This window comes from Shewanella sp. FJAT-51649 (genome assembly GCF_019457435.1).
Lineage (GTDB): Bacteria > Pseudomonadota > Gammaproteobacteria > Enterobacterales > Shewanellaceae > Shewanella > Shewanella mangrovisoli.
Genome location: NZ_CP080411.1, coordinates 3,915,991 through 3,939,146, shown reverse-complemented (window position 1 = coordinate 3,939,146; position 23,156 = coordinate 3,915,991). Strand labels below are relative to the sequence as shown.

The 23,156-nt window shown below is 51.1% G+C and carries 16 protein-coding genes, 1 pseudogene and 1 riboswitch; of the genes and pseudogenes, 3 read left to right on the top strand and 14 right to left on the bottom strand.

The window, feature by feature from the left end; genetic code table 11:
- Positions 1-161 precede the first annotated feature (161 nt).
- From napB to K0H59_RS17245, 13 genes and pseudogenes are all read right to left on the bottom strand, one after another.
- Positions 162-593 (bottom strand): nitrate reductase cytochrome c-type subunit NapB, encoded by a 432-nt coding sequence (napB, locus tag K0H59_RS17305; protein WP_086902827.1) that lies wholly within the window; start codon positions 591-593, stop codon positions 162-164.
- The gene (gene napH / locus K0H59_RS17300; protein ID WP_220053830.1) at positions 590-1,579 is read right to left on the bottom strand and encodes a quinol dehydrogenase ferredoxin subunit NapH; all 990 of its coding nucleotides are present in this window, start codon (positions 1,577-1,579) and stop codon (positions 590-592) included. The genes napB and napH overlap by 4 nt, the downstream gene beginning before the upstream one ends.
- Positions 1,576-2,310, bottom strand: a complete 735-nt coding sequence (gene napG, locus K0H59_RS17295) for a ferredoxin-type protein NapG (RefSeq protein WP_220053829.1) — start codon at positions 2,308-2,310, stop codon at positions 1,576-1,578. Before napG ends, napH begins: the two co-directional genes overlap by 4 nt.
- Before the next feature lie 52 nt (positions 2,311-2,362).
- The gene (gene napA, locus K0H59_RS17290; RefSeq protein WP_220053828.1) at positions 2,363-4,843 is read right to left on the bottom strand and encodes a nitrate reductase catalytic subunit NapA; all 2,481 of its coding nucleotides are present in this window, start codon (positions 4,841-4,843) and stop codon (positions 2,363-2,365) included.
- A complete protein-coding gene (locus K0H59_RS17285; RefSeq protein ID WP_220053827.1) occupies positions 4,840-5,109 on the bottom strand; it encodes a chaperone NapD in 270 nt (89 codons plus the stop codon). The genes napA and K0H59_RS17285 overlap by 4 nt, the downstream gene beginning before the upstream one ends.
- 240 nt (positions 5,110-5,349) lie before the next feature.
- A complete protein-coding gene (locus K0H59_RS17280) occupies positions 5,350-6,975 on the bottom strand; it encodes a collagen-binding domain-containing protein (RefSeq protein ID WP_220053826.1) in 1,626 nt (541 codons plus the stop codon).
- Positions 6,976-6,990: 15 nt separating this feature from the next.
- Positions 6,991-7,533: a PilW family protein gene (locus K0H59_RS17275; RefSeq protein ID WP_220053825.1), complete on the bottom strand. Its 543-nt coding sequence runs from the start codon at positions 7,531-7,533 to the stop codon at positions 6,991-6,993.
- Between the two features lie 2 nt (positions 7,534-7,535).
- Positions 7,536-7,943, bottom strand: coding sequence for a prepilin-type N-terminal cleavage/methylation domain-containing protein (locus K0H59_RS17270; protein ID WP_220053824.1), 408 nt, complete (start codon positions 7,941-7,943; stop codon positions 7,536-7,538).
- Positions 7,934-8,368, bottom strand: a complete 435-nt coding sequence (locus K0H59_RS17265; protein WP_220053823.1) for a GspH/FimT family pseudopilin — start codon at positions 8,366-8,368, stop codon at positions 7,934-7,936. The genes K0H59_RS17270 and K0H59_RS17265 overlap by 10 nt, the downstream gene beginning before the upstream one ends.
- A gap of 1 nt (position 8,369) precedes the next feature.
- Complete coding sequence (locus K0H59_RS17260) at positions 8,370-8,741, bottom strand: type IV pilin protein (RefSeq protein WP_220053822.1); 372 nt, start codon at positions 8,739-8,741, stop codon at positions 8,370-8,372.
- Positions 8,742-8,961: 220 nt separating this feature from the next.
- On the bottom strand, positions 8,962-10,212 hold the full coding sequence (locus K0H59_RS17255) for a lipocalin-like domain-containing protein (RefSeq protein ID WP_220053821.1): 1,251 nt from the start codon (positions 10,210-10,212) through the stop codon (positions 8,962-8,964).
- On the bottom strand, positions 10,209-12,878 hold the full coding sequence (locus tag K0H59_RS17250) for an ABC transporter permease (RefSeq protein WP_220053820.1): 2,670 nt from the start codon (positions 12,876-12,878) through the stop codon (positions 10,209-10,211). Before K0H59_RS17250 ends, K0H59_RS17255 begins: the two co-directional genes overlap by 4 nt.
- Before the next feature lie 154 nt (positions 12,879-13,032).
- Positions 13,033-13,554, bottom strand: a pseudogene (locus K0H59_RS17245) (ABC transporter ATP-binding protein); the annotation flags it as partial.
- A gap of 368 nt (positions 13,555-13,922) precedes the next feature.
- A riboswitch (glycine riboswitch) is annotated at positions 13,923-14,048 on the top strand.
- A gap of 151 nt (positions 14,049-14,199) precedes the next feature.
- Here K0H59_RS17245 and K0H59_RS17240 point away from each other — a divergent pair.
- From K0H59_RS17240 to K0H59_RS17230, 3 genes are all read left to right on the top strand, one after another.
- Entirely contained in the window at positions 14,200-15,558 is a 1,359-nt protein-coding gene (locus K0H59_RS17240) for a sodium:alanine symporter family protein (protein WP_086902837.1), read from the top strand.
- A gap of 128 nt (positions 15,559-15,686) precedes the next feature.
- Positions 15,687-20,990 carry a PAS domain S-box protein gene (locus K0H59_RS17235; protein ID WP_220053818.1) on the top strand — a complete coding sequence of 1,768 codons (5,304 nt, stop codon included), beginning with the start codon at positions 15,687-15,689 and terminating at the stop codon, positions 20,988-20,990.
- 62 nt (positions 20,991-21,052) lie between these two features.
- Positions 21,053-22,069 carry a two-component system response regulator gene (locus K0H59_RS17230; RefSeq protein WP_220055627.1) on the top strand — a complete coding sequence of 339 codons (1,017 nt, stop codon included), beginning with the start codon at positions 21,053-21,055 and terminating at the stop codon, positions 22,067-22,069.
- Positions 22,070-22,116: 47 nt separating this feature from the next.
- Here K0H59_RS17230 and ygfZ read toward each other — a convergent pair whose 3' ends face one another.
- Positions 22,117-23,073 carry a tRNA-modifying protein YgfZ gene (gene ygfZ, locus K0H59_RS17225; RefSeq protein WP_220053817.1) on the bottom strand — a complete coding sequence of 319 codons (957 nt, stop codon included), beginning with the start codon at positions 23,071-23,073 and terminating at the stop codon, positions 22,117-22,119.
- Between the last annotated feature and the right edge of the window lie 83 nt (positions 23,074-23,156).

The following is a 23,156-nucleotide window of genomic DNA, read 5'->3' as shown; positions in this document are numbered from 1 at the left end:
TCCTTGCATTTCACTTTCTGCGTCTAACTCTTCAGTTTTAGCTGCGCTCTTAACACAATGCTTTAAATACTTAGCGGGCAAAGCTTAGTGCTGAGGTGTTATTGCTGAAAATAAAAAGCCACTGGCTTAGCAGTGGCTTTTGTGGGCAGGGAAGTGCTGTGTTATTGATTTGAGAACTTGTTCTCGACTAAAGGCGCCTTGTTTTCTGCCTGTGCCACGTGGCACTGGGTGCAGAAATAATTATGGCCATTGAGTGTGCCTTTATCATCGATTACGTGGGATTTCGCCACTGGTGTGGCTTTCATCCGTGGGGCTTTATCCCAGCTGTGGCAGGTTAAACAGCCATTCTTATCCATAGTGATTTTGTAATCATCCTTATGGGGAATGAGCGGTGGCTGGTCGGTAAAGCTGCGCTCTAACGCCTTGCCACGACTTGGGTAGACGGGCATGGCATCGGCGGGGCGAATATCCGTTACCGCGCTATCGCCGGCGAGGGATTTAATGTTTACGGGGGTGGCTTGCGTGTCTGCTTGTTGGCCTGAGCAGCCGCCGATGGCTAATACAATCGCAGCTAAGGTGAGTATTTTTTTCATTGGTCATTCTCCGCCTTGGGGGCAATGTGTTGACGAATTGATGAAGTGGTTGATGGCGACTGACAATCGGTCGAATCGCCTGGACTAAGTTGGGCCTGAGTGGCCGTAAAGCGTGTTTGATAGCGAAATACGCGTTGTGCGCAGACATCGATACAGCGGCCGCATTGGGTGCAGTCTGGGCTCGTGATCACCGGGTTTTGCCCTTTTAACGCTGGCTTTAATACCTGGCGCTCGGGGCAAACGGCAAAGCAGTCCATGCAGTTATCACAGGCACTGGCTTTGCTGGCGACGATTTTGATGGGGCTCCATTTGCCGATTAAGCCAAACAGGGCGCCTGTTGGACACAGGTGACCACACCAAGCGCGCTCGGCGATAAACAGATCCAGCAGAAATATCGCCGCTAAGATCCATAAACCACTGAGACTGCCAAATAACACGGCGCGATAGACTAAGGGGACTGGGTTAACCCATTCCCAAATCAAGTTACCCGTGAGCAGTGGCAATAACAGCACGAGTGCCAGCAGGTAATAACGTAAATTGCGCGGTAACTCGCTGGTGCGAGGAAGGTTCAATTTACGTCTGAGCCAGCTTGCGGCATCGGTAACCAGATTGACTGGACACACCCAACTACAAAACACCCGGCCACCGGCGAGGGCATAAAACAGCATGACCAAAGCTGCGCCTATCAGTAGACTAAGCTCGGGAGTATGCCCGCTTGCCAGCATTTGTAAGCTCACCAGTGGATCGGCAAAGGGAATGGTATCGAGCAGTAAACTGGCCGATAAATTTCCCTTAAAAAGCCAAATTCCTAAAAGTGGCCCCAGTGCAAATAGGCCTAATAAGCCAAATTGCACTGCGCGGCGTAGCAGCAAATATTTATGTGCGCCAAACCAACCGAGTTCTGCAATGGCTGCGGCATGTTCGCCTTGCATGTGAGCCTTAGCTTTTGAGTTCACCGTTTGGTTATTCATAGACTTGTTACTCATAACGTCAGCCCCTTATTCAACATTTCTAAGGTGGTTTCCTCGGTGTTGATATAAGTGTCATGCGCAGCCGCTTTACCGAGTGCCAGAGTTGTCGGTAACACCTTAATCGCGGCCGTGTCGAGCACGCAGGCATGCTCGCATTTACCGCAACCCGTGCAGGTATCGCTGTTGACTGTGGGTAAAAACATGGCGTGGTGATCGCTATGTTGATTGCGTTGGCGTTCTAAGGTGATAGCGTTGTCGATTAACGGACAAACCCGATAACAGACGTCACAACGTAATCCCTTAAAGTTAAGGCAGTTTTTCTCATCTATCAGTACCGCAACCCCCATCTTAGCACCACTAATTTGCTCAAGTTGAGGATCAAGCGCACCCGAAGGGCAGGCTTTGATGCAGGGAATGTCCTCACACATTTCGCAGGGAACGCGTCTTGCGGTAAAGAACGGCGTGCCAGTGGCAGCGCCATCGAACCAGCGTGCCAGCGATAGGGTATCGTAGGGGCAAGCCTCGACACACAAACCGCAACGCACGCAGGCGGAGAGAAAATCACTTTCTTCAAGGGCTCCCGGCGGTCTGCAAGCTTGGGGGGCGAGTTGGCCTTGGCTTTTTGCCGTGGCCGTCAAGCCTAATCCCACGAGCCCCATCACGCAGCCGGCCTTAGCCGTCGCTGCCAAAAATTGACGACGGTTGACTTGCTTGACTGTGAATGGACTCTTCACTTGCTGACTCACCTTAGCACTCCTTAATCGCTTTCAAATACGCTTATCGCTATCAAATGAGGGCTTAGGCCTTCATCACTTTTACGGGACACTTCTTAAAGTCAGTTTCTTTTGACAGTGGATCGGTCGCATCCAGAATCAACTTGTTAACTAACTGACGCGCATCGAAGAAGGGCATAAACACCACGCCGCGTGGCGGTTTGTTACGGCCTTTGGTTTCGACACGGGTTTTGACCTCACCACGGGGGGATGCGACTAGCACTTCATCACCACGTTGCAGACCACGGGCCTTAGCGTCTTCAGGATGCATAAAGATTTGTGCATCGGGGTAAGCGCGGTACAGCTCAGGTACACGGGCGGTCATCGAACCTGTATGCCAGTGTTCGAGTACACGGCCGGTAGACATCCACAGATCGTATTCTTCATTTGGCTCTTCTGCCGCAGGTTCGTAGGGCAGGGCGAAAATCACCGCTTTGCCATCGGGTTTGCCGTAGAACTTGTAGCCTTCACCTGCCTTCACATAAGGATCGCTACCTTCCACGAAACGGCGCAGGGTTTCCTTGCCCTCAACCACTGGCCAACGTAGGCCGCGGGTTTCGTGGTAACGGTCAAAGTCGGCTAAGTCATGGCCATGGCCACGACCGAAGGCGGCGTATTCTTCGAAAATGCCTTTTTGTAGATAGAAACCAAAGTGTTCACTTTCGTCGTTTAGGTCGCCCTTACAATCGGTAGTCGGGAACTTGTTGATGACACCATTGGCAAACAGTACTTCATAAAGGGTCTTGTCAGCGTATTCAGGCTTTTTAGCGATAAGCTCTGCGGGCCAGACTTCAGACACTTTAAAGCGTTTTGAAAACTCGACTAATTGCCACAGATCCGATTTAGCTCCCTCAGGCGCTTTAACCTGTTGATGCCACATATGGGTGCGGCGCTCGGCGTTACCGTAGGCGCCTTCTTTCTCAACCCACATGGCGGTGGGCAGAATTAAGTCGGCGGCCATGGCGGTGACGGTTGGGTATGGGTCTGATACCACGATAAAGTTTTCTGGGTTACGGAAACCGGGATAAATTTCATCGTTGATATTCGGACCCGCCTGCATATTGTTGGTGCACATGGTCCAATAGCAGTTGAGCTTGCCATCTTTAAGCATGCGGCTTTGCAGCACGGCATGGAAGCCAGGTTTTGGCGGAATCGTGCCTTCTGGTACCTGCCACAGTTTTTCTGTAATGGCGCGGTGTTTATCGTTAGCCACTTCCATATCCGCAGGTAAGCGGTGGGCGAAGGTGCCGACTTCACGGGCGGTACCACAGGCCGAAGGTTGGCCCGTTAAGGAGAATGGGCTGTTGCCTGGGGTGGCGATTTTACCTGTGAGTAAGTGGATGTTGTAGAGCATGTTGTTTGCCCACACGCCACGTACGTGTTGGTTGATCCCCATGGTCCACAGGCTCATGACTTTGACCTTAGGATCGGCATAGGCCTTAGCTAAGGTTTCTAATTTTTCAGGCTCTACCCCACTCATTTTCGCCGCATATTCCAGCGTGTAAGTGCTGACGAACTTAGCGTATTCATCGAAGCTGATAGGGCTAGATTTACCATTGCCCGGGTTTTTGGCTTTCTTCTCTAACGGATGATCTGGGCGCAGACCATAACCGATATCATCCACACCAAGGGCAAACTTAGTATGTTTAGTCACAAAGTCGGTATTCACGGCTTTGTGTTGGATGATGTAGTTAGCGATAAAGTTGAGGATCACTAAGTCTGACTGTGGGCGGAACACCATAGGGTTGTCCGCTAAGTCGAAGCTGCGGTTCTCGAAGGTCGATAGCACATGTACGCGGCAGTCTTTGTGGCTTAAGCGGCGGTCGGATAAGCGTGCCCACAGGATCGGGTGCATCTCAGCCATGTTAGCGCCCCAGAGCACAAATTGGTCGGCGGCTTCTAAGTCATCGTAACAGCCCATCGGCTCGTCGATACCGAAGGTACGCATAAAGCCACCCACGGCCGATGCCATACAGTGACGGGCGTTAGGGTCGATGTTGTTGGTTAAGAATCCGGCCTTATGTAATTTAGAGGCGGCATAACCTTCCCAGATGGTCCATTGGCCCGAGCCGAACATACCGACTGAGGTTGGTCCTTTAGTGGCGATGCTGTGTTTCCACTTAGCGGCCATAGTATCGAAGGCGACATCCCAACTTACTGGGGTAAACTCGCCTTCTTTGTGGTATTTACCGTCTTTCATCCGCAGCAGTGGCGTGGTTAATCTGTCCTTGCCGTACATGATTTTCGACAGGAAGTAACCCTTAATACAGTTCAAACCACGGTTAACTGGGCTTTCAGGGTCGCCCTTAGTGGCGACGACTTTACCCGCTTTAGTTCCGACTAATACGCTACAACCCACACCGCAAAAACGGCAGGGGGCTTTATCCCACTTAATGCTATCTGACTCGGCGGCTTCGACCATTTTCACGGGAAGCGTGACGCCAACGGCCGTGGCAGCGGCAACCGCTGCGTTAGCCTTGAGAAACTCGCGGCGGCTAATGCTCATAGTGTTTCCTCACTCTCTTGTTCTAAGGGTTCTACTTGGTGGTAAATCAAACTGGTGGATAACACGCCGGACAGGGCATTGATGGCTTCAACATTGTCGAGAATGGCTTTTTGGCTATTCCCTTCGAGGGTAATAACGAACTTGCCCTCGGGTGAAATGGCGTGGATATCGCAGCCCTTTAACGCTGCAATATCGGCCTCAACCTGTTGTAAGGCATTAGGGGCGGCATGTACCACAAGGCTGGTGACATGGTATTCCTGACTCATAGCGGTACCTTTATCTTGAGATTCACTCAGTTGCCGCGATAACAATCGCTACAACTAAATGTGGATAACTGTGAGTCTAGACCTGATAAAAAATGTGGGTATACCTCACAAGAGGTATTGGCGGGGATAATCGATCGGGATCAAAGTTTTGCGCGTGATCTAACTCTCAGTTTGAAATTTACACAATCCCTATCCCTTTGGAGAGGGAGTCTGCAAGTGAGTTTCGCGGGGGAGTTCGGCCTATAAGTATTGCCATTGCTTGAGCAGGATGAGCGCGGGATTAGCATTACCTTCGCCTAAGTCGGCAGCGCCTAAGGCATTGTCATAGTGGATTTTTCCATTGCCTGTCGCCGTGATGGATTTGCCCCTCACCGAGCCGAAAATTTCAGGGCCGCCGGGGAGATTGACCTTAGATTTGGGGGCGTAGAGCGCGGCATAAATCGGCACATTACCGCTGACGGTGACATCCTTATCCGAGCCAGAAAAAATAGACAGTGGCGGCTTGTTGCTGTCGGTTAGGGTTTGTCCCTTAATGTTGTTACCGTTGTTTGTCCCCGCCGTAAAGGCGACTTCACCGCCCACAAACAACGTAAGGCTAGAGCCTGGGGCAATATTCAGCTGATTCGATCCACTCATCTTAAAGTCACCATTGACTATCAGGGTGACATCGCCGCCACTGATATTAAGCACCCCATCGCTGCTCATGACTAAGCTGTCGAGGTTAAATACCGGGGTGTTACTGCCGAAGATGTTCTCCGATGTGGGGGTAAGGCTCGGGAAATAATCACCTTTCCAGCCGAGTTCGGTCTTACTCGAACCAGTGGGTGTGATAGTGACATTGGCGTTGGAATCAATAGTGCGGGCGCCGTTATTGGGCATCTTAAAACCGCCCATCACAGCGCCAATATCCAATGGGTCACAGGATTTTGCTGGCACGGGCGGTACATTGGGGCGCGCGTTGACTAAGTTGCCAATCTGGCTGTCCTGATGAAAGTTGCCGTCGCCGCCATATTGCAGTGTGCCATTCACTTGGGCCTTGGGCGCCATGGCGGCATTGTTATTGGCTTTGACCGAACCTTCGACCGTGCCGCTATTGGCCAAGTTAAAGTTATTGCCCGCCGCGACATTCCCGCCTATGGTGCCTGTGCCAAGGGTGACATCATTATTGGCTTGAATGCTACCGTGGATATCCGACGAGCCGGTTAGGGTGACGCTGCCCGTAGCGCTAACATCGCCGTAAATTGGCGCGTTGCCCGTGAGCGTAATATTGGCATTGGGCTCAATGGTGGTGACATTGCCTTTGCCATGTTGATTAAGTTCACTGCCACCTTGGCCATTACTGATGCTATCGCCATAGGCTCCTTTGCGGGAGTCATAGCCATCGATGCTACTGCTGCCAGTAAGGTTTAAGCTCTCGCAGGACACAATCGCATCATTGAAAATCGTGTTTCCGTGACTGCCCTGTAGTGTGAACTGGGCGTTGAGTTTGGCCTCGCCTTCTAAATGATTGCCACGACTGTCGAGGCTAAGATCTGCTCCGGTGATTTGACCATTTTCGAGGGCATAGCTGCTGCCTTCGAGGCTGCCATCGGCTTCGGCGGGGAGTTGCTGATACAGGGTTTGCAGACCTTGATTGGGCGCGCGCTGCAGCTGAGTCTTGAGTTGGTTGTAGCTCTCGTGCATTCCCTGTTCGGCTAATAACTGCGCATTGACTTGCTTTTGAAAGTTACCACTCAGTCGCTCTTGTACTAGGTTATCCCTAAGTGACGTGACCACCAGCAAACTCGCTAACAGGCTGAAGACCAAGACGATAAGTAATACCGCGCCATGTTCCTTATTGCCTAGAGCTGGTCTTAGATTGTCCATTATGGCTTCCTTGCTTTATGGGTTCTGTTGGCTGTTGAGGGCTTGTCGCCATAGGGGCTTACGCAGGGCGATATCGAGCTGGATCCCTTGACCATATTGCGCGGGGAGTTTTTCAGGCTTGAGTACTACTGTCACCAGTTCGCCATTAAGCGCAAAGCTGGTCGCTTCTAGCCCCGTGAGTAATACCTGGGCGCCATCGCCGTCGTCACAGCTCAGATTAGGGGCGTCAAAACGGTAGGTTTCGTTGTAATCGCTGGTTTTGCTGGTTCCTAAGCAAGTTAAACTCGGCTGGGCTGGGGATGCTGCAACTGCGAGCACTAATTCATTAGCGCTGAGGGATACGATATTTGATGCGCGTTTGATGCTCTTGCTGAGGCTGAGGGTGGCGTACCTCAGCGCATCGGCTGCGTTTTCGAGGCGCTTGCTTTCTTCAACCGTGGTCTTGAGTGGAGTGAAAAAATTGACCACGGCCAGCATAATAATCAGCCCAAGCACCATAGCGATCATCAGCTCTGATAAGCTAAAACCCGCTTGCCGTTTCTTCGCGCTTAAGGACATTGTTACACCTGACATAAGTGCGGAAAGCTGGCGTTGAGGCTCACACTGTTATTGTCCTCAATGCGACCGTCCTGCCAAGTGACAGTGATGGGCATAGTGTCTTGATAAGTGTTGGGTAGCACTAAGGTGTAACCGCTGGGCATATCTTGGCTGAGGCTGGCCCTAAAATTGACATCCTCAAAGCGTGCGGGTTGGCGCTGAATATCGCAGATCCTCGGCCAGATCCTTTCAATGGCATTCTGCGCTTGAATAGTGGCGACCGTATATTGGAAGCTGTTGGTCGCATGCTGCAATGAAGATAGCTGAGCTTTGCCGAGCGCCAGTAGCGAAGTGACCGAAACCACTAACGAAATCAGCACTTCGGTCATGGTAAAGCCTCGTTGTTTATTACTCAGTGCAACTATGCGCATGCCGCCTCCTGTAAATAACTTTGCCCGCTTGGCAATATGCACAGATTGAGCGTTTCGCCTTGAGTGTTTTCGAGGCTCATCTGGGTTTTGGTGGTGTTGCCTGTCGCATTGATATTGAGGGTGTTAAAGCCATTGATGCTGACGCCGCGGTTAGATGGACTAAAGACCTTAAGTTGTTTCTGATTGCTGATGACCAGCCAGCGCCCATCTTCTGTCGCTTCCAGTGTCACCGCCTGATTGCGCTTGATGGCTTCGCCACGGGCGAATTTATAACTGGAGATCAATTCATTGGCCGTGCTGGTGAGGCTTTCTCTGGCGATCAGATCCCGATAGGAGGGCAGGGCTATGCTCGCCAAGATACCTATGATGGCGATAGCGACCAGTAATTCGACTAAGGTGAACCCCGCTGTCGTGCGATTTGTCATCTTAGTGGGTCCAGCAATGGGTTGCGGGGGCGCGTACGCCTTTATGGTCGAGGCTTAAGGTGCCGCAGGCATCCGACTGACGGCTTGTAGGGACGGCCTTGAGGCTAAAACCTAATTTATCCGCCGTGGGGGTGTAGCTGAAACTGTAATAGGTACTGTTGGTTAAACTCTGCGAAGCGGGATACAGGCCGTTGCGGGAATAATGGCGCTCTAGCGCTTGGGCGCTACTGACGAGATATTGCTGCGCATCGAAGCGTCGACCTTGTTTTAAGTACTCATTAAACGAAGGAATCGCAATGGCGGCAAGAATGCCAATAATGGCGACGGCGATCATCAGTTCAATCAGGGTAAACCCTTTACGTAAAGCGCTCATCCACCCCTCCCTGTGTTATTGAACTGAATAGAATCGTCCGTGATTACGATGGCTATCTTGTTGTTTTAATTATTTTGACAACGTTGTCATATTAATTTGTTGGGATTTTCATCGAAATGCAATCACTGAGTGAAAATTCAACAGCATTTGCAATCGATAGTATGAGAACGAAGAGTATTAAGTGCTGTATTTGATATGGAGATCACATTTGAGCTGAAGATTAATAGCCCGTCAGCTCCATATAACCTGTGCCGCTATGGCTGCCTTTAAGCTCAATTGGGCCTTCCCAATACTGGGTGGATAACGCCATGGCACTATTGGGATTTAAGGGGGAAATGCGGATGTCGATTTGCTCGCTTGGGATTTGCACTTGCCAGCAGATCGGGTATTTCCCCGTGCTGGTGGTTTGCCACTCGAGTGGGGTCATTTTTATCCCATCTGGGGTATCGCGGGAATTGATGTTGCGGCCGGTGCCATCGGCAAACATTCGTCTGGCGCTGTAAAAGGCCGATTGTGCTTTATCGGAGGATTGTTCCCTGAGCTGAAATAGCATCAACGCCGAACCATCATCTAACCTAAGGGCAAACCAATCCCAGCCCTGCTGGCTCTTGGTTATAAACTGCGAGCTCCATTCTCTATCAAGCCAGCCTTGGCCTGTGACTTTTTCGACGCGGTTTTCCATTCGGCCATTGATCTTGATATGGCGGGTGATTTCGCCATGAATCGTGATAAAGGGTTGGCTGTAGTAGTAAGAGGCGACTTTGCCGTCGCGACTCTTAATGCTGTAACCCTTATCCCCTTGATATTGCAGTGGCGCTTGGCTGTTAAGCTCTAGTTGATAACTAAAGTCGTCGGTTGCAACGCTCAAGGTTGCTGGGAATAAGTCCTTTGACTGACTACGCCATTGCCAATTATCTAGGCGAATTTGGTAGGGATCTGCGCTCACTCCTGCAAGTGATGGATGTGCCCGCGACCATTTTTCATGGGCGAGGTGAGAAGTGCTGGAGGTGAGTGCACTATGGGCAAAATAAAGCTGTTCAGTCGCCCAAGTGGATTTAGGATTAGAGCCCACGTTTTGCGATTCACTGTGCTTAGGTTTTAGCGCTACCCTAAATTGCGTCCATTGGGCACCAAGTTGCTCACCATTCTCAGTGGTTAAATTGGCGGTGAGATACCACCATTCTTGACGAAAATCCTGATGGGCGAGGTGATCTTGAGGAAATTGAAAGCGGTTTCCTGGCGTCACCTTAGTAAAGCTTTGGCTATCTGCACTTGCTTGCCCAAGCATAGACCCCATGGATTGAGGCTCGGTCGTTGCAGGCGCATTATCGCAGCCGCTTATTGCCGCAAGCAATAAGCCACCTATGACGCTCTGCAAGATAAAGCCTGCGCTTGTGCTGAGCTTAAATCGCGTTGCAGACGCTAATGCATTAACGCGCCAAGCCTTGGTTTGATGTACGCGTGCGCTCATAGGGTTTCCTGCTGCAAACTGGCGATTAAGGGCCTGCGGGTTTGCCAGTAAAGCGGTAAGAGTACGGCTGAGGTGCAGGTTACTAAGGCAATGAGGATAGCTTTTCCATAGGCAAACCAATCCCAAATCATCTTGATTGTCCAGCCGAAGGCCTGCAGGGTGATTTTATCAATCAATAAATAGCCGAGCAGTGCGCCTGTGGGCATGGCCATCAGGCAAGTGATGACCACGACCAGCAGCATTTGGCTGAACACCATAGTCCGCAGCTTACTGCGACTCACCCCGAGGGAATACAGTCTTGCCAATGGTGCTTGTCGGGATTGAGTTAACATCAAGCAGGCGCTAAATAGTCCTATGGCTGCCACCAGCAAAGTTAAGCTATTGAGCACTAAGGTGATTGAGAAGGTGCGTTTAAACATGGCAATGGCCTGAGCCTTGATCTTGGCTTGGCTGTAAATTTGCGCCTGTGCTAAGCCCAATGTAACGGCCAATTGCCCTTGCAGTTCATCTAGCTCTGCCTCGCTGAGTTTGCGCTGAGTCGCTGTGGTTTGAACTCCCGGCTCGACAGAGTGGAAACTGGCCGCAAGGCTAATGGGTAACACGGGTAGCTGCGCCTGTCGCCACAGCTTATGGCTGATGATGAGCTCATTGCGGGTATTGCCGTGGTCGTAATAAATCCCCGCGATTACCACGGGATTGTTGGCGGTTTTGTCCAGCACGTTTAACGCCAAACTATCCCCGAGTTGCAGTTGATACTTAATGGCCATAGGTTCGCTGACTAACACGTAATGTCCGTCGAAGTAGGTTTGCCAGAGAGCAGGCAAGCTTTCTTTGAGCGTGCTGGTGTGTTGAATCGATGCATCATCGCGGCTAATCAGGTTGACGGGTATGGTTTGCACCGCTCCTTGAGTAGAGACTTCCGCCTCCACTTGCCATTGCTGATATAGGCCACTCAGGCGGGGATCTTGGCGCAACTTATCACGCACTTCGGCCATATGATTGGCGCTGGGGCGCAGGTATAAATCGGCATGTAGACGGGTTTCTAACCAACTTCTTAGGGTTTGCTCGAAGCTACCGACTAAGGTGTTCATCGACACATTGGCGCTTAGTGCCAGCAGTATTGCCATCATGGCGAGGGACAATGGCGCGATAAGTTCGCGGGTTTCGGCGAGGAGATATTGCTTAAGTCCGGGGCGAGTCAATGGCAGCAGCAAGCTGACGCCCCAATGCAATACTTGCGGTAATAGCAATGGAATCGCGACGGCGACCATGCCCAACAATACCAAACTGGTGTTATAGCTTTGGCTGAAGGGCATGAGTATTGCGGCGAGCGTGAGCAGGCCGCAGGCTAAGATAAACTGCCTGCCATGGGTTTTGTTGTGGGCCTGCGTTTGCTGATAACGATTAGCGCCTTGGGCAAGGGATTGGCGGGTTAAGTCAAAATACAAGGGTAAACAGGCTGCTAGGGCGGCAACTAAAGTGAGGGCTATCGCCTCGGCCAACCAACGCCATTGCCAAATCCCCGGCAATAAGTGGGCACCGTAGAGCTGCTCTAAGGTCATAGCGACCATAGGTTGCAACCAATGACTGAGCTGTAATCCTAGGATAAATCCCATTAGCGAGCCTAGCACCACCAACAGCAGTAATTCGCCAAGTAGGGCAAACATGACTTCGCGCCGCGCTAGGCCCTGTTGCAGCAATTGGATTAATAGACGTTGGCGTTTCATCAGGCTGTAACGCACGCCGTTATAGGCAATAAACAGCCCGACCACAAAGGCTAACATGCTCATCGCATTGAGGTTTAAATGAAAACTGCGGGTAAGCGCCATCAAGGCTTGGCCTTGATCCTGTTGACTGTAACTGGCGCGAAGCGGCGTAATCCCTTGGGTATCGAGCCGCTGCTTTAAGGCAGGGAGCTTATCCCTGTCACTGAATAGGGCGATATAGCTGAGTTTGCCTTGCATTCCGAGTAAGCTTTGGGCGAGGGAAATATCGGTCAGAATTGCACTGCCCAGTCCCCAGCTATCATCGATACTGATGACCTTAAGCTTGTCGGGCGCAAAAGATGCGGGCGCGAGGGCGAGTTGACCATTGGGTGCAATTTTATTGGCAAGGCTCTGACTCATGACCACTATCGGCTCACCACTCATTAAATCGGCGAGCGGCAGCGCTCCCATCGACATCCTTGGATTGGCTTCTTGCTTTGTGCTGGTGTCGTGCTTTTGTCCCTCTTTTGGGCTTAGGCTCGCCGTCAACGCGGCGACGATATCGCTGCCTTCAATTTGCCAAAACTGACCGTTCATGCCCGCCACTCTGCCACTGACAACCGCAAGGCTTTGGCTGATGCCCGCTTGCCTTAGGCTGAAATACACGGATTCGTCGAGGGTTTCTTGACCTATGGGCGCGCTTAAGAGCACATCGGCCCGCTGGCTCAAGAGTTCTGTGGCCTCACTGTAGCTGCGAATAGCATTATCATTGGTGGCTTTAACCCCGATAAGCAAAGTCACGGCGAGGGCAAGCCCGAGCAAAATCGCGCCCGCTTGCAGCGGCGCGTGGCGATAATGGGCGAGAAAGACCCTTAATACCCAATAGATCCGCAGCCATGTGCGGTTTCTGCTTGGGGTTTTGTTGCCACTTGCCTTAGGGGTTAATGCTGGACTCATCATCGAGTTAACCGGAGATAGACACAGAGGCGTGGGAAAGATGCCAGCGTTTGTGCATAAAGGCGGCGCATTCTTCACTGTGGGTAACCATTAAGATGCTGGTTTGGCTTTCTTTGGCCAGTTCGCACAGCAGTGACATCACCTGTTTACCCGATTCATCATCGAGATTGCCCGTGGGTTCGTCGGCCAGCAGTAAACTCGGATTGTGGGCTAAGGCTCTGGCGATAGCGACCCTTTGCTGTTGCCCGCCTGAAAGTGCCTCTACCTGCCGATTGAGCAGCGAAGCCAGCCCCAATTTGTCGACGAGATAATCGCACCAAGGATTCCAACTGGCGCCGTTGAGATTGAGTGAAAAACCTATGTTGTTTCTCACATTGAGTGGCGTCAGCAGATTAAATTGTTGAAACACCACACCTAAATGGTTGCGCCGGAACTCGCTCCAGTGTTTGTCTTGCCAATCTTGGGTGGATTGATGATTCAACACTATCTGGCCGCTGTCTGGCGTTTCAAAGCCTGCGATCAAATTTAACAGTGTGCTTTTGCCGCTGCCGCTGGGGCCCGTGAGTGCGATGGTTTCGCCACGATGCAAGGTTAAATCGACGGCTTGCAGTACGGTATGGCGCTGCTCGCCGTCGCGAAAACTTTTACTCACTTGGATAAGTTTGGCTACTTCTGACATTTATCCTTCCACTCTGACAACATTTAGCCCGACTAAAGATAAAACATTTTATCTTCTGATAGATACTGCTATTTGGCCCTTAAGGTTCACTTTGCATCGATTCAGACTTAGGTTTTATGCTGTTTAAATTTTCTGCAATTGTGGCGTTTAGCTCGCATTCTGTGAGCGAATGGGCTTGAGCTATTTTTGTGTTTGTTGCATGCTGTGCGCCCTGTTAAATCGATAGCGGACTATCGATTTAACAATCCGTTCGGATGAAGGTAGCAGGAGAGTGGGGAATTAACCCCACACCGACGAGGCAACTTTGTTTTGGGATGTGTCCCGAACCAAAGCACTCTTTCAGGTGCCGCAAGGCGTGGACTGTTACTGGACGAGCCTCTGGAGAGACTACCGATTGCGTTAAGTCGCGATAATAGGTGGCGCCGAAGGCGAAAGTAGGTGCGTCGATGGATGCATTCTGCGAAACGCTCAGGCAAAAGGACAGAGGAGAGGATGACTGCACAGTCCCTGTCGTTTGTCTTTTGGACGCTTTCCCTGTCTTTATTGGCTGGGTGATGGTCTTTCTTTAGGCTGGCAGCGGTGTGTCACAGCCATTTCTTTTCCTCCTCCTTTATTAATTTAGTTGTTTAATAATTGAGGAATATCATGAGTTTTCAAGCTTTACTCAGCAGCCTGAACGGTATCGTTTGGGGACCCGTTACCCTGTGTTTACTCGTGGGGACGGGCATCTATCTCACCTTGCGTTTGCGGCTTATTCAAGTGTTTCGTCTGCCTATGGCGCTTAGCCTATTGTTTAAACCTGCGAAAGGACACGGGGATCTCTCTTCCTTCGCCGCCTTGTGTACGGCGCTGTCCGCCACCATAGGGACGGGCAATATTGTTGGGGTAGCCACCGCAATCAAGATGGGCGGCCCTGGGGCATTATTTTGGATGTGGCTGGCGGCCTTCTTCGGCATGGCGACCAAGTATGCCGAATGTATGTTAGCGGTAAAATATCGCACCACCGATGCGCGCGGGCAAATTGCAGGCGGCCCCATGTACTACATCGAGCGGGGTCTGGGCCTACATTGGATGGCGAAGTTGTTTGCCCTGTTTGGCGTGGGGGTGGCGTTCTTCGGGATTGGTACTTTTGCCCAAGTGAATGCGATTAGCGATGCCCTGACCATTGCCTTTGAGGTGCCGACCTGGGCGACGGCATTGGTGCTCACCCTGTTAGTCGCGGCGGTGACCTTAGGTGGGGTGAAGCGTATTTCCAACGTGGCGCAAAAGTTAGTGCCAGCGATGTCGATTGGTTATGTGCTGGCTTGTGTGTGGATTTTAGTGAGTTTTGCCGAATCGATTTTACCCGCATTGCAGTTAGTGGTGGAGTCGGCCTTTACGCCTGTTTCGGCGGCGGGTGGATTCTTAGGCGCGACTGTGGCGCAGGCGATTCAAATGGGGATTGCCCGCGGGGTGTTTTCCAACGAGTCTGGCCTTGGTAGCGCCCCCATCGCTGCCGCGGCGGCGAAAACCAATGAGCCGGTCGAACAAGGTTTAGTCAGCATGACGGGCACCTTTTTCGATACCATCATCATCTGCACTATGACGGGACTGGTACTGATTATCACCGGAGTTTGGAGCGGCGATACCGCAGGCGCAGCCATGACCAGCGCGGCCTTCAGCCTAGGTGGCTCGGCGGCTATCGGTCAGTATTTAGTGACTATCGCCTTAGTCTGTTTTGCATTCACCACTATTTTAGGTTGGCACTACTATGGCGAGCGCTGCTGGTACTATTTAGTGGGCGAACGCGGGCTGCGTGCCTATCAAATGCTGTTTTTAGGCCTGATTGCGGTGGGGGCCTTTATCAAGCTGGATGTGATCTGGTTATTGGCCGATACGGTCAACGGTTTAATGGCGATCCCTAATCTGATTGCGATTATTGGATTAAGGCATGTCATTATTGCTGAAACCCAAAGCTATTTTGTTCGGACACTCTCAAACCGTACATTAGACCCAATTTATTAATGTTGTGAAAACAATATATTAGTTCACATTATTTTAACTTTAAGATTGTCGCCACAAGGTTCTTCGTTTACTTTATAAGGGCTACCCAAAAATGGGTGGATTAAAAACGGGGGCTTTGAGGCGACGCCATGGATAAAAGTAAACTTCGTACCTTCCGCAGCAAAATTCTATCCCATATTGCGCTGCCTTTAATTCTTATCATGACGGCCGTTTACGGCATTAATGCTTGGTTTAATTATCTTTCTGCCGAGCGAAAGCTATACGATTCCTTAGCCCAGGAGTCCAATCATTCCGCCTATCGCCTACAGTTGCTACTCGAACATGCGCAGGCGAATACGCAAGGAGTTGCCGATTTTATTGGGTTTATCTCCAATAAGGAGGGCATTAATGATAGTGAGAAAATCAAACGGGTACTCACTAATCGCATTGAACGCAATCCCGATTTTTATGGCTCAGCAGTTGCGTTTAAACCTTATACCTTCCCCGATAAAAAACTCTTTTCCCCCTATGTTTACCGCGATGGCAACAACTTCCATTACCTAGATATTGGCGCCGAGGGTTATGACTATACCGATGGCTCTTGGGATTGGTGGTCAAAAGCCATTAATCAACCCGGAGGCTATTGGTCTAAGGCTTATTTTGATGAGGGCGCAGGAAACACTTTGATGGTGACTTATTCGGTGCCTTTTGGCCCTGAAAATGATTACTTTGGGGTGGCGACCGTCGATTTGGCGCTTGATAAATTGCCTGAACAACTTGGTGTGCAGCCAAGCCAATTAGTGGTACTCGATGATCAAGGGCGGCTGATTTTCCACAGCGATAAAGAGAAAGTGCTTGCCGTGACCTCCGCCGAATGGCTCGATAGAAATACCCGTCGAAACAGTGACTTTTGGACATTATTAGACAAGGGGCTAAACGGACAAGCGCGCTTTATCGATGATAAGAGCACAGTGTATCTCGCCAGTGTTGCTTCGGTCGCTAAGCTCAAATGGCGCGTCATTGTCATGGTGCCCGAACATCAGCTGTTTGCAACGTTGCTGGATGATGTGGCGTCCGTGGTGCTTAACCTCAGTTTATTAACCCTATTGTTATTACTCACTTGCTACATCGCCGCTAAACGTTTGACTCGGCCGCTTGAGGCGCTGGAGTCGGGCATTTTGGCCTTCGGTCAGGGTAAAGCCCAGCAATTAGCGATCCCCAAAGGCGCGGTGAGTGAGATAGTTACCTTAAGCAGCACCTTTAACCAGATGGCGGAACTCCTCGCCGAGCGTGAGCAGGCGATTTTAGATTCCCGCGGTAACCGTTTCGCGCGGCTGATCGATGGCATGAGTGATAAGTCCTTCTATTGCTCGCTCGACCCTTCAGGGCAGTTGGCGCAGGTGAGTGAGGGGGTCACTAAGGTCTTGGGCATGTCACCTGAGCTGCTCAAGCGTAAGTATCAAAGACTGTTTACCGCCAATCCATTAAATGAAAAAAATTGGGAATACACAGATTTAGCCCTGAAGGGGGAGAACGTTCCTTCCCATCAAGTCGAGCTGCTCGACGCGAGTGGCCACCCACGTATGCTCGACCTCTTTATGCAGCCCTTGGTTTCGGATACGGGCGAGCTGATGTCGGTGGAGATGTTATTCACCGATGTGACCGAACAGTTCTCCGCTGCCACTTGGTCTAATGCCGTACTCGAAGCGGCGCCAGAGGCGATGCTGATCGTCGATCAGATGGGCTCAATTGTATTCACTAATACTCGCTGCCAAATTCTCTTTGGTTACGATGCCAACAGCATGTTGGGGCTACAGGTGGAGTCACTCTTGCCTGAAGCCATGCGTAGCAACCATGCCCGCGACCGCCTGCAATTTTTGCGTGAAGGCCGCGATCGCCCCATGGCCAATGCGCGCCATGTTAGGGCGCTTAAGGCCGATGGCGGGGAGTTTGTCGCCGAAATCGCCTTGAGTATTTTACCTGCCGATCATGAAGGTCGCAGACAAGTGGCGGCATCGATTCGGGATATGACCCAGAAATTAGCCGTAGAGCAAAAAATCCGTGACAGTGAACTAAGGTTCCGCGGCCTAGTGACCAATATTCCTGGCGCCGTCTATCGTACGCGCATCGGCGATGTCTGGGTGATGGAATATGTCAGTGACAACATTGCCGATATTACAGGTTTTGCGGCGAGCCAGTTTATTGAAAACCGTCAACGCACCTTTGCCTCGCTGATCGTGGAAGAAGATCGTGAGCTATGCCATCAACATATCGATAGGGCGCTGGCGCAGCAGGAAACCTTTGAGGTGGAATACCGCATCCGCCATCGTGACGGCAGCATTCGCTGGGTGCATGAAAAGGGCAAGGCGAGTTATACCGAAGAAGGATTCCCACTGTGGTTTGACGGCAGTATTGACGATATCACCGAGAGCAAACTGGCCATGGTTGAGCTTGAGGCATCGCGCCTGCAACTCACCAATATCACCGAATCTATCCCTTGTACTGTGTATCAGTTGCGCTGGGTTTCTCCTGCGGATCGCACCTTTACTTTCCTCTCCGGCGCGGCATTTCATATGCTGGGCTTACACCGCGAAGATTTACTGAAAGACTTTAATATCATTGCCGAGCGGATATTTGATGAGGAACGCCCCGAGGTGGTGCGTGCCTTAGCGGGTAAGAGTGAGGACAAGTTGCAATGGGTGCGAGAGTTCCGTTATCGCCATCCTAACGGCAGTATTCGCTGGATGGAGGCGGGAGCGAGCGGTCACTACAACGACGATGGTGCCATTATTTGGAATGGCTACGTGATGGATATTACCGAGCGTAAAGCCATTGAAGAAGAGTTGGCAGTTAGCGAGGCGCACTTTAAGGCGCTATTTGATGGCTCGACCATTGGCATAGTGAACGTCGATGCCAAAGGCGTGATCCTCGACTGTAACGACCAATATTGCGAAGACATGGGCCAGACCCGAGAGTCACTCTGCGGTGTGCCTATTTTCGATGTCTTAAGCCTGCAGGATAAAGAAACCGCTAAGGCTCAGTTTAGAGAATTGGCCGAAGGTAAAGTCGACCACTATCGCGGTGAACGTAGCTTTATTCGCCCCAATGGTGAGCCACTGTGGATGACGGTCAATGTGTCGGCACTGTTTGATAGCCAGAAGCAGTTCGAATCGGCCGTGGTCAGTATGGTCGATATGACAGAGTTGAAACTACTATCTGACGAACTGTTAGTGGCGAAAGAGGAGGCTGATGCGGCGAGTAAGGCTAAGGGCGATTTCCTCGCGAATATGTCCCATGAAATCCGCACGCCGATGAATGCCATTATCGGTATGTCGCAACTTTGTTTGCAGACGGCGCTGGATAAGAAGCAGAAAAACTATGTGGAGAAAATTGAGCGTGCCTCAAAATCCTTACTCTCTATCATTAACGACATTCTCGACTTCTCTAAAATTGAAGCCGGCAAGTTAGATATCGAATCTGTGCCCTTCCAGCTCGATACTATGCTCGAAGATCTCAGCGATATGTTCTCCGAGAAGGCGGCCCATAAACAGCTTGAACTGCTGTTTGCGGTGGCGCCCAATGTGCCTAGGCACTTGTTCGGTGACTCGCTGCGCTTAGGGCAAGTGCTGATCAACTTGATGAACAACGCGATTAAGTTTACCGAGCGCGGTGAAGTCTTGTTATCGCTCAACTTAGTTGAGCAGCAAAATGACGATGTGGTGCTGCGCTTTAGTGTGCGCGACAGCGGTATTGGTTTAACCGCAGATCAGCAGGCCAAACTGTTTAAATCCTTTAGTCAGGCCGACACCTCTACAACGCGCAAGTACGGCGGTACGGGCTTAGGGTTGGCGATTTGTAAACAGCTCGTCGAACTGATGGGCGGCACCATTGGGGTTGAAAGTCAGTTCGGCCACGGCAGTACCTTCTATTTTACCGTTAAGTTGCAGATTTCCAGCGGTCAAAAGCTAACGGTCGCCCAAGAGCTTGAAGGCATGCCGATTCTGGTTGCCGATGACAATGCCACCGCCCGCGACATTATGCGTACCACCTTAGAAAGCATGGGCTTTCGGGTGGATACGGTGCGCTCCGGCGAAGAGGCTGTGACCCGTTGTATCCAGCAGGAATATGCAGTCGCCCTGATCGACTGGAAGATGCCAAACCTCGATGGCATAGAAACGGCTAAACAAATCAAGCAGCAGGCGAAGAAAGCGCCGCGGATCTTGATGGTGTCGGCCCACGCCAACCAAGACTTCTTAAGCCAAATTGAAGAACTTGGCTTGGCTGGATATATCAGTAAACCCATTAGCGCATCTAGGTTGCTCGACGGCATTATGAATTCCCTCGGCCGGGCGGGGGTTCTCCCCGTGAGACGCCAGAGCGAGAGCATCGATCCTAAACTGTTATTGCCGCTTAAGGGTAAGCGCATCCTCTTGGTTGAAGACAATGAGATGAACCTTGAAGTGGCCACTGAGTTTTTAGAGCAAGTGGGGATTATCTTATCCATCGCCACTAACGGCCAGATTGCGCTCGATAAGCTGGAGCAGCAGAGCTTCGATCTGGTGTTGATGGACTGCCAAATGCCGGTGATGGACGGTTATCAGGCCACGCAGGCACTTAGAAAGCGGCCCGAACTCACCGAGCTGCCTGTGGTCGCGATGACGGCAAATGCGATGGCTGGCGATAAGGAAATGTGTTTAAGAGCGGGGATGAACGACCATATCGCTAAGCCGATTGAGGTCAACCTGCTTTACCAAACCCTATTGAAATATTTAGGTGGCAGCGGGTCGCTGGCTGATAACACTGAGCCGAGTCAACTAGTTGATATTCCGGTTAAACCTATCAACTTAGATTCTGAATCTGTGGTGAAATGGCCCGAGCATCCTGAGTTGGATATCGATAGGGGCTTACAATTAGTTCAAAACTCTACCCGTTTGTATCAAAGGATCTTCGATCGTTTCGTTACCAGTCAACGTAATGTGGTGGATCTCATCAATAAAGCGCTCGCCAATGACAAACGTGACGATGCCGTGCGGATGGCGCATACCTTGAAGGGGCTCGCGGGTAACTTAAGCTCTAGCAAGCTGGTGGAATTAGCCCGCCAACTAGAGTTGCACTTAAGTGAGAAGAGCGAATACCAAACTGAGTTAGACCAAATCCAAGCGCTAGTGGCGTCGATTTGTGATGCCATTGAGCGGGTCAAGCCTCAGTTTGAGGAGTCAACCACATCGACGAGTGAACAACTCTCGCCAGAGGCGCTAGTCACCGCCTTAAAACAGCTGCGACAAAGCCTAGAGGATGCTGACTCAGATGCGGTGGCGCAAATCGATGCGTTAAAACCTCAGGTGAGTAGCAAGTTATGGCTGCAGCTCAGCCCAGCCCTGACTATGATTAATCAGTATCAGTTTGATGAAGCTGTGGATTTGATTGATGAAGTGCTTGCGGAATTAACCTAAAAACCGGTCAAGAGAGTGCGGTATTGGCCATTGATAAGCCACAGGATAAGGTGAAAGTGTTGATGGATAAGGCAACAATATTGGTCGTCGATGATACACCGGAAAATATCGATATTTTAGTGGGCATACTCGGTGAGGATTATAAGGTCAAGGTGGCGATTGATGGACCAAGAGCGCTCGCCCTTGTCGCCAAAACCCTGCCGGATTTGATTTTACTTGACGTAATGATGCCTGGCATGAACGGCTATGAAGTCTGTAAGCTGCTTAAGCAGGAGCCTTTAACTTGCCATATCCCGGTGATTTTTGTGACCGCCTTGTCTGAGGTGGCCGACGAGACTCAAGGGTTTGAACTCGGCGCCGTCGATTACATCACTAAGCCTGTGAGTGCTCCCGTGGTAAAAGCACGGGTGCGAACCCATCTGGCGCTGTACGATCAAAAACGCCTGCTAGAGCAACAAGTCAAAGAGCGCACCCAAGAGTTAGAAGAAACTCGTTTCGAAATTATCCGCCGTTTAGGCCGCGCCGCCGAATACAAAGACAACGAAACGGGCCTACACGTTGTGCGCATGAGCCATTATGCGCGGCTTCTGGCAATAAAATTAGGCTTACCGAGTACCTTCTGCGAACTGTTGTATAACGCGGCGCCCATGCATGACATCGGAAAAATCGGCACGCCCGATGCGGTGCTGAAAAAGCCCGGTAAGCTTGATGCCGATGAGTGGGAAATCATGCAGCAACATGCTGCCATTGGTGCAGAGATCATTGGCGAACATGGTGATCCACTGCTGCAAATGGCGCGGCGCATCGCCTTAACCCACCACGAAAAATGGGACGGTTCGGGTTATCCTAATGGTTTGTCTGGGGAAAATATTCCGATAGAAGGCCGGATTGTGGCGATAGCGGACGTTTTCGATGCGCTGACTTCGCGCCGTCCTTATAAAGAGCCTTGGACAATCGAAGCCACGGTCGAGTTACTCGAAAGCCAAGCGGGCAAACACTTTGACCCTAAGCTGGTGGAGGAATTTAAACAAATTCTGCCCGAGGTGGTGGCGATTCGAGACACTTATATCGAACATTAAACAAAAAAGGCGCCTAGGGCGCCTTTTCAATACGACTCGCTTAGAAGCTAGGCTTCTTCGAGCGAGTAGGGTAATGCTTGAATGCGTAAGCAGGATTGCTCATCGTCGGCAAAGCGCAGCTTGGCATCGTTCTCGGTATCGTTTGCCAGCACAGCGGTGAGTAGTACTTGATTGCCACGCTGTACGAACTCAATAATTTGCCCGCCCTTGCGATAGCCATCTTCCAATTCGATCTCGAGAGCACTTTCCAAATTGATGTCTGAGGAAGTCGTGCCGTGGATAATGTAGAGCGCGCGCTTGTTACCGCCACGGTATTTCATCCGAGCCACAGTTTCTTGGCCCATGTAGCAGCCTTTGTTAAAGCTGATGCCGTTGATAGCCTGTAGGTTACACATCTGCGGCACATATTGGTTAGCATGGCTTGGCGCTAGGTTAGGGTAACCTGCTGTAATTTCTAAGGCTTGCCAAGCGCTGGCATCAAATACTGTGTGCTCGCCAACTAAGGCCGTTGCCGCGTCTGGCTGCAGAACCAGAATAAAACGATCCGCATCCTTTAAAATGGCGCCATGTTCGACCAGCGTCTGTTCTTCAGTGATTTCACCAAAGTGTTGGGTCATAAATTGTGTTGCCTGTTCGCCTGCTACGCCGAGTAAAGTCCACTCCGCCGTCGCATTGGTCAGGGTTGCCTTGCTAAACACCGCATATTTTTGCAGTTGCGGCAGATCGACCTCGATAGTCTCCCTTGGCAGCAGCATCAACAGCGCCTCTTGGATAGCAAAGGTGCGGAAGCTGGCGATCATCTTACCCTTAGGATCGCAATGTGCGCCCCAGCGCCATTGGTTGGCTTCGAGTGAGCTAATGTCCGTGGTCACTTGGCCATGGATAAAACTGCGCCCCTGTTCACCGACTACTTTGATGAGGCCGAGGTGGGATAGGTTGGCGAGCATAAGTGGAGGCATGGAGGCGTCCAGATCCCAAGTGGGTGTCGAAACTGCAATAGTCATAGCGGAGATCCTGAAAATGAAGACGATGCAAGAGGCTAGATTGTAGCGGAATTAAGCGGCGCTCAAAAGCATAAGGCGCACAT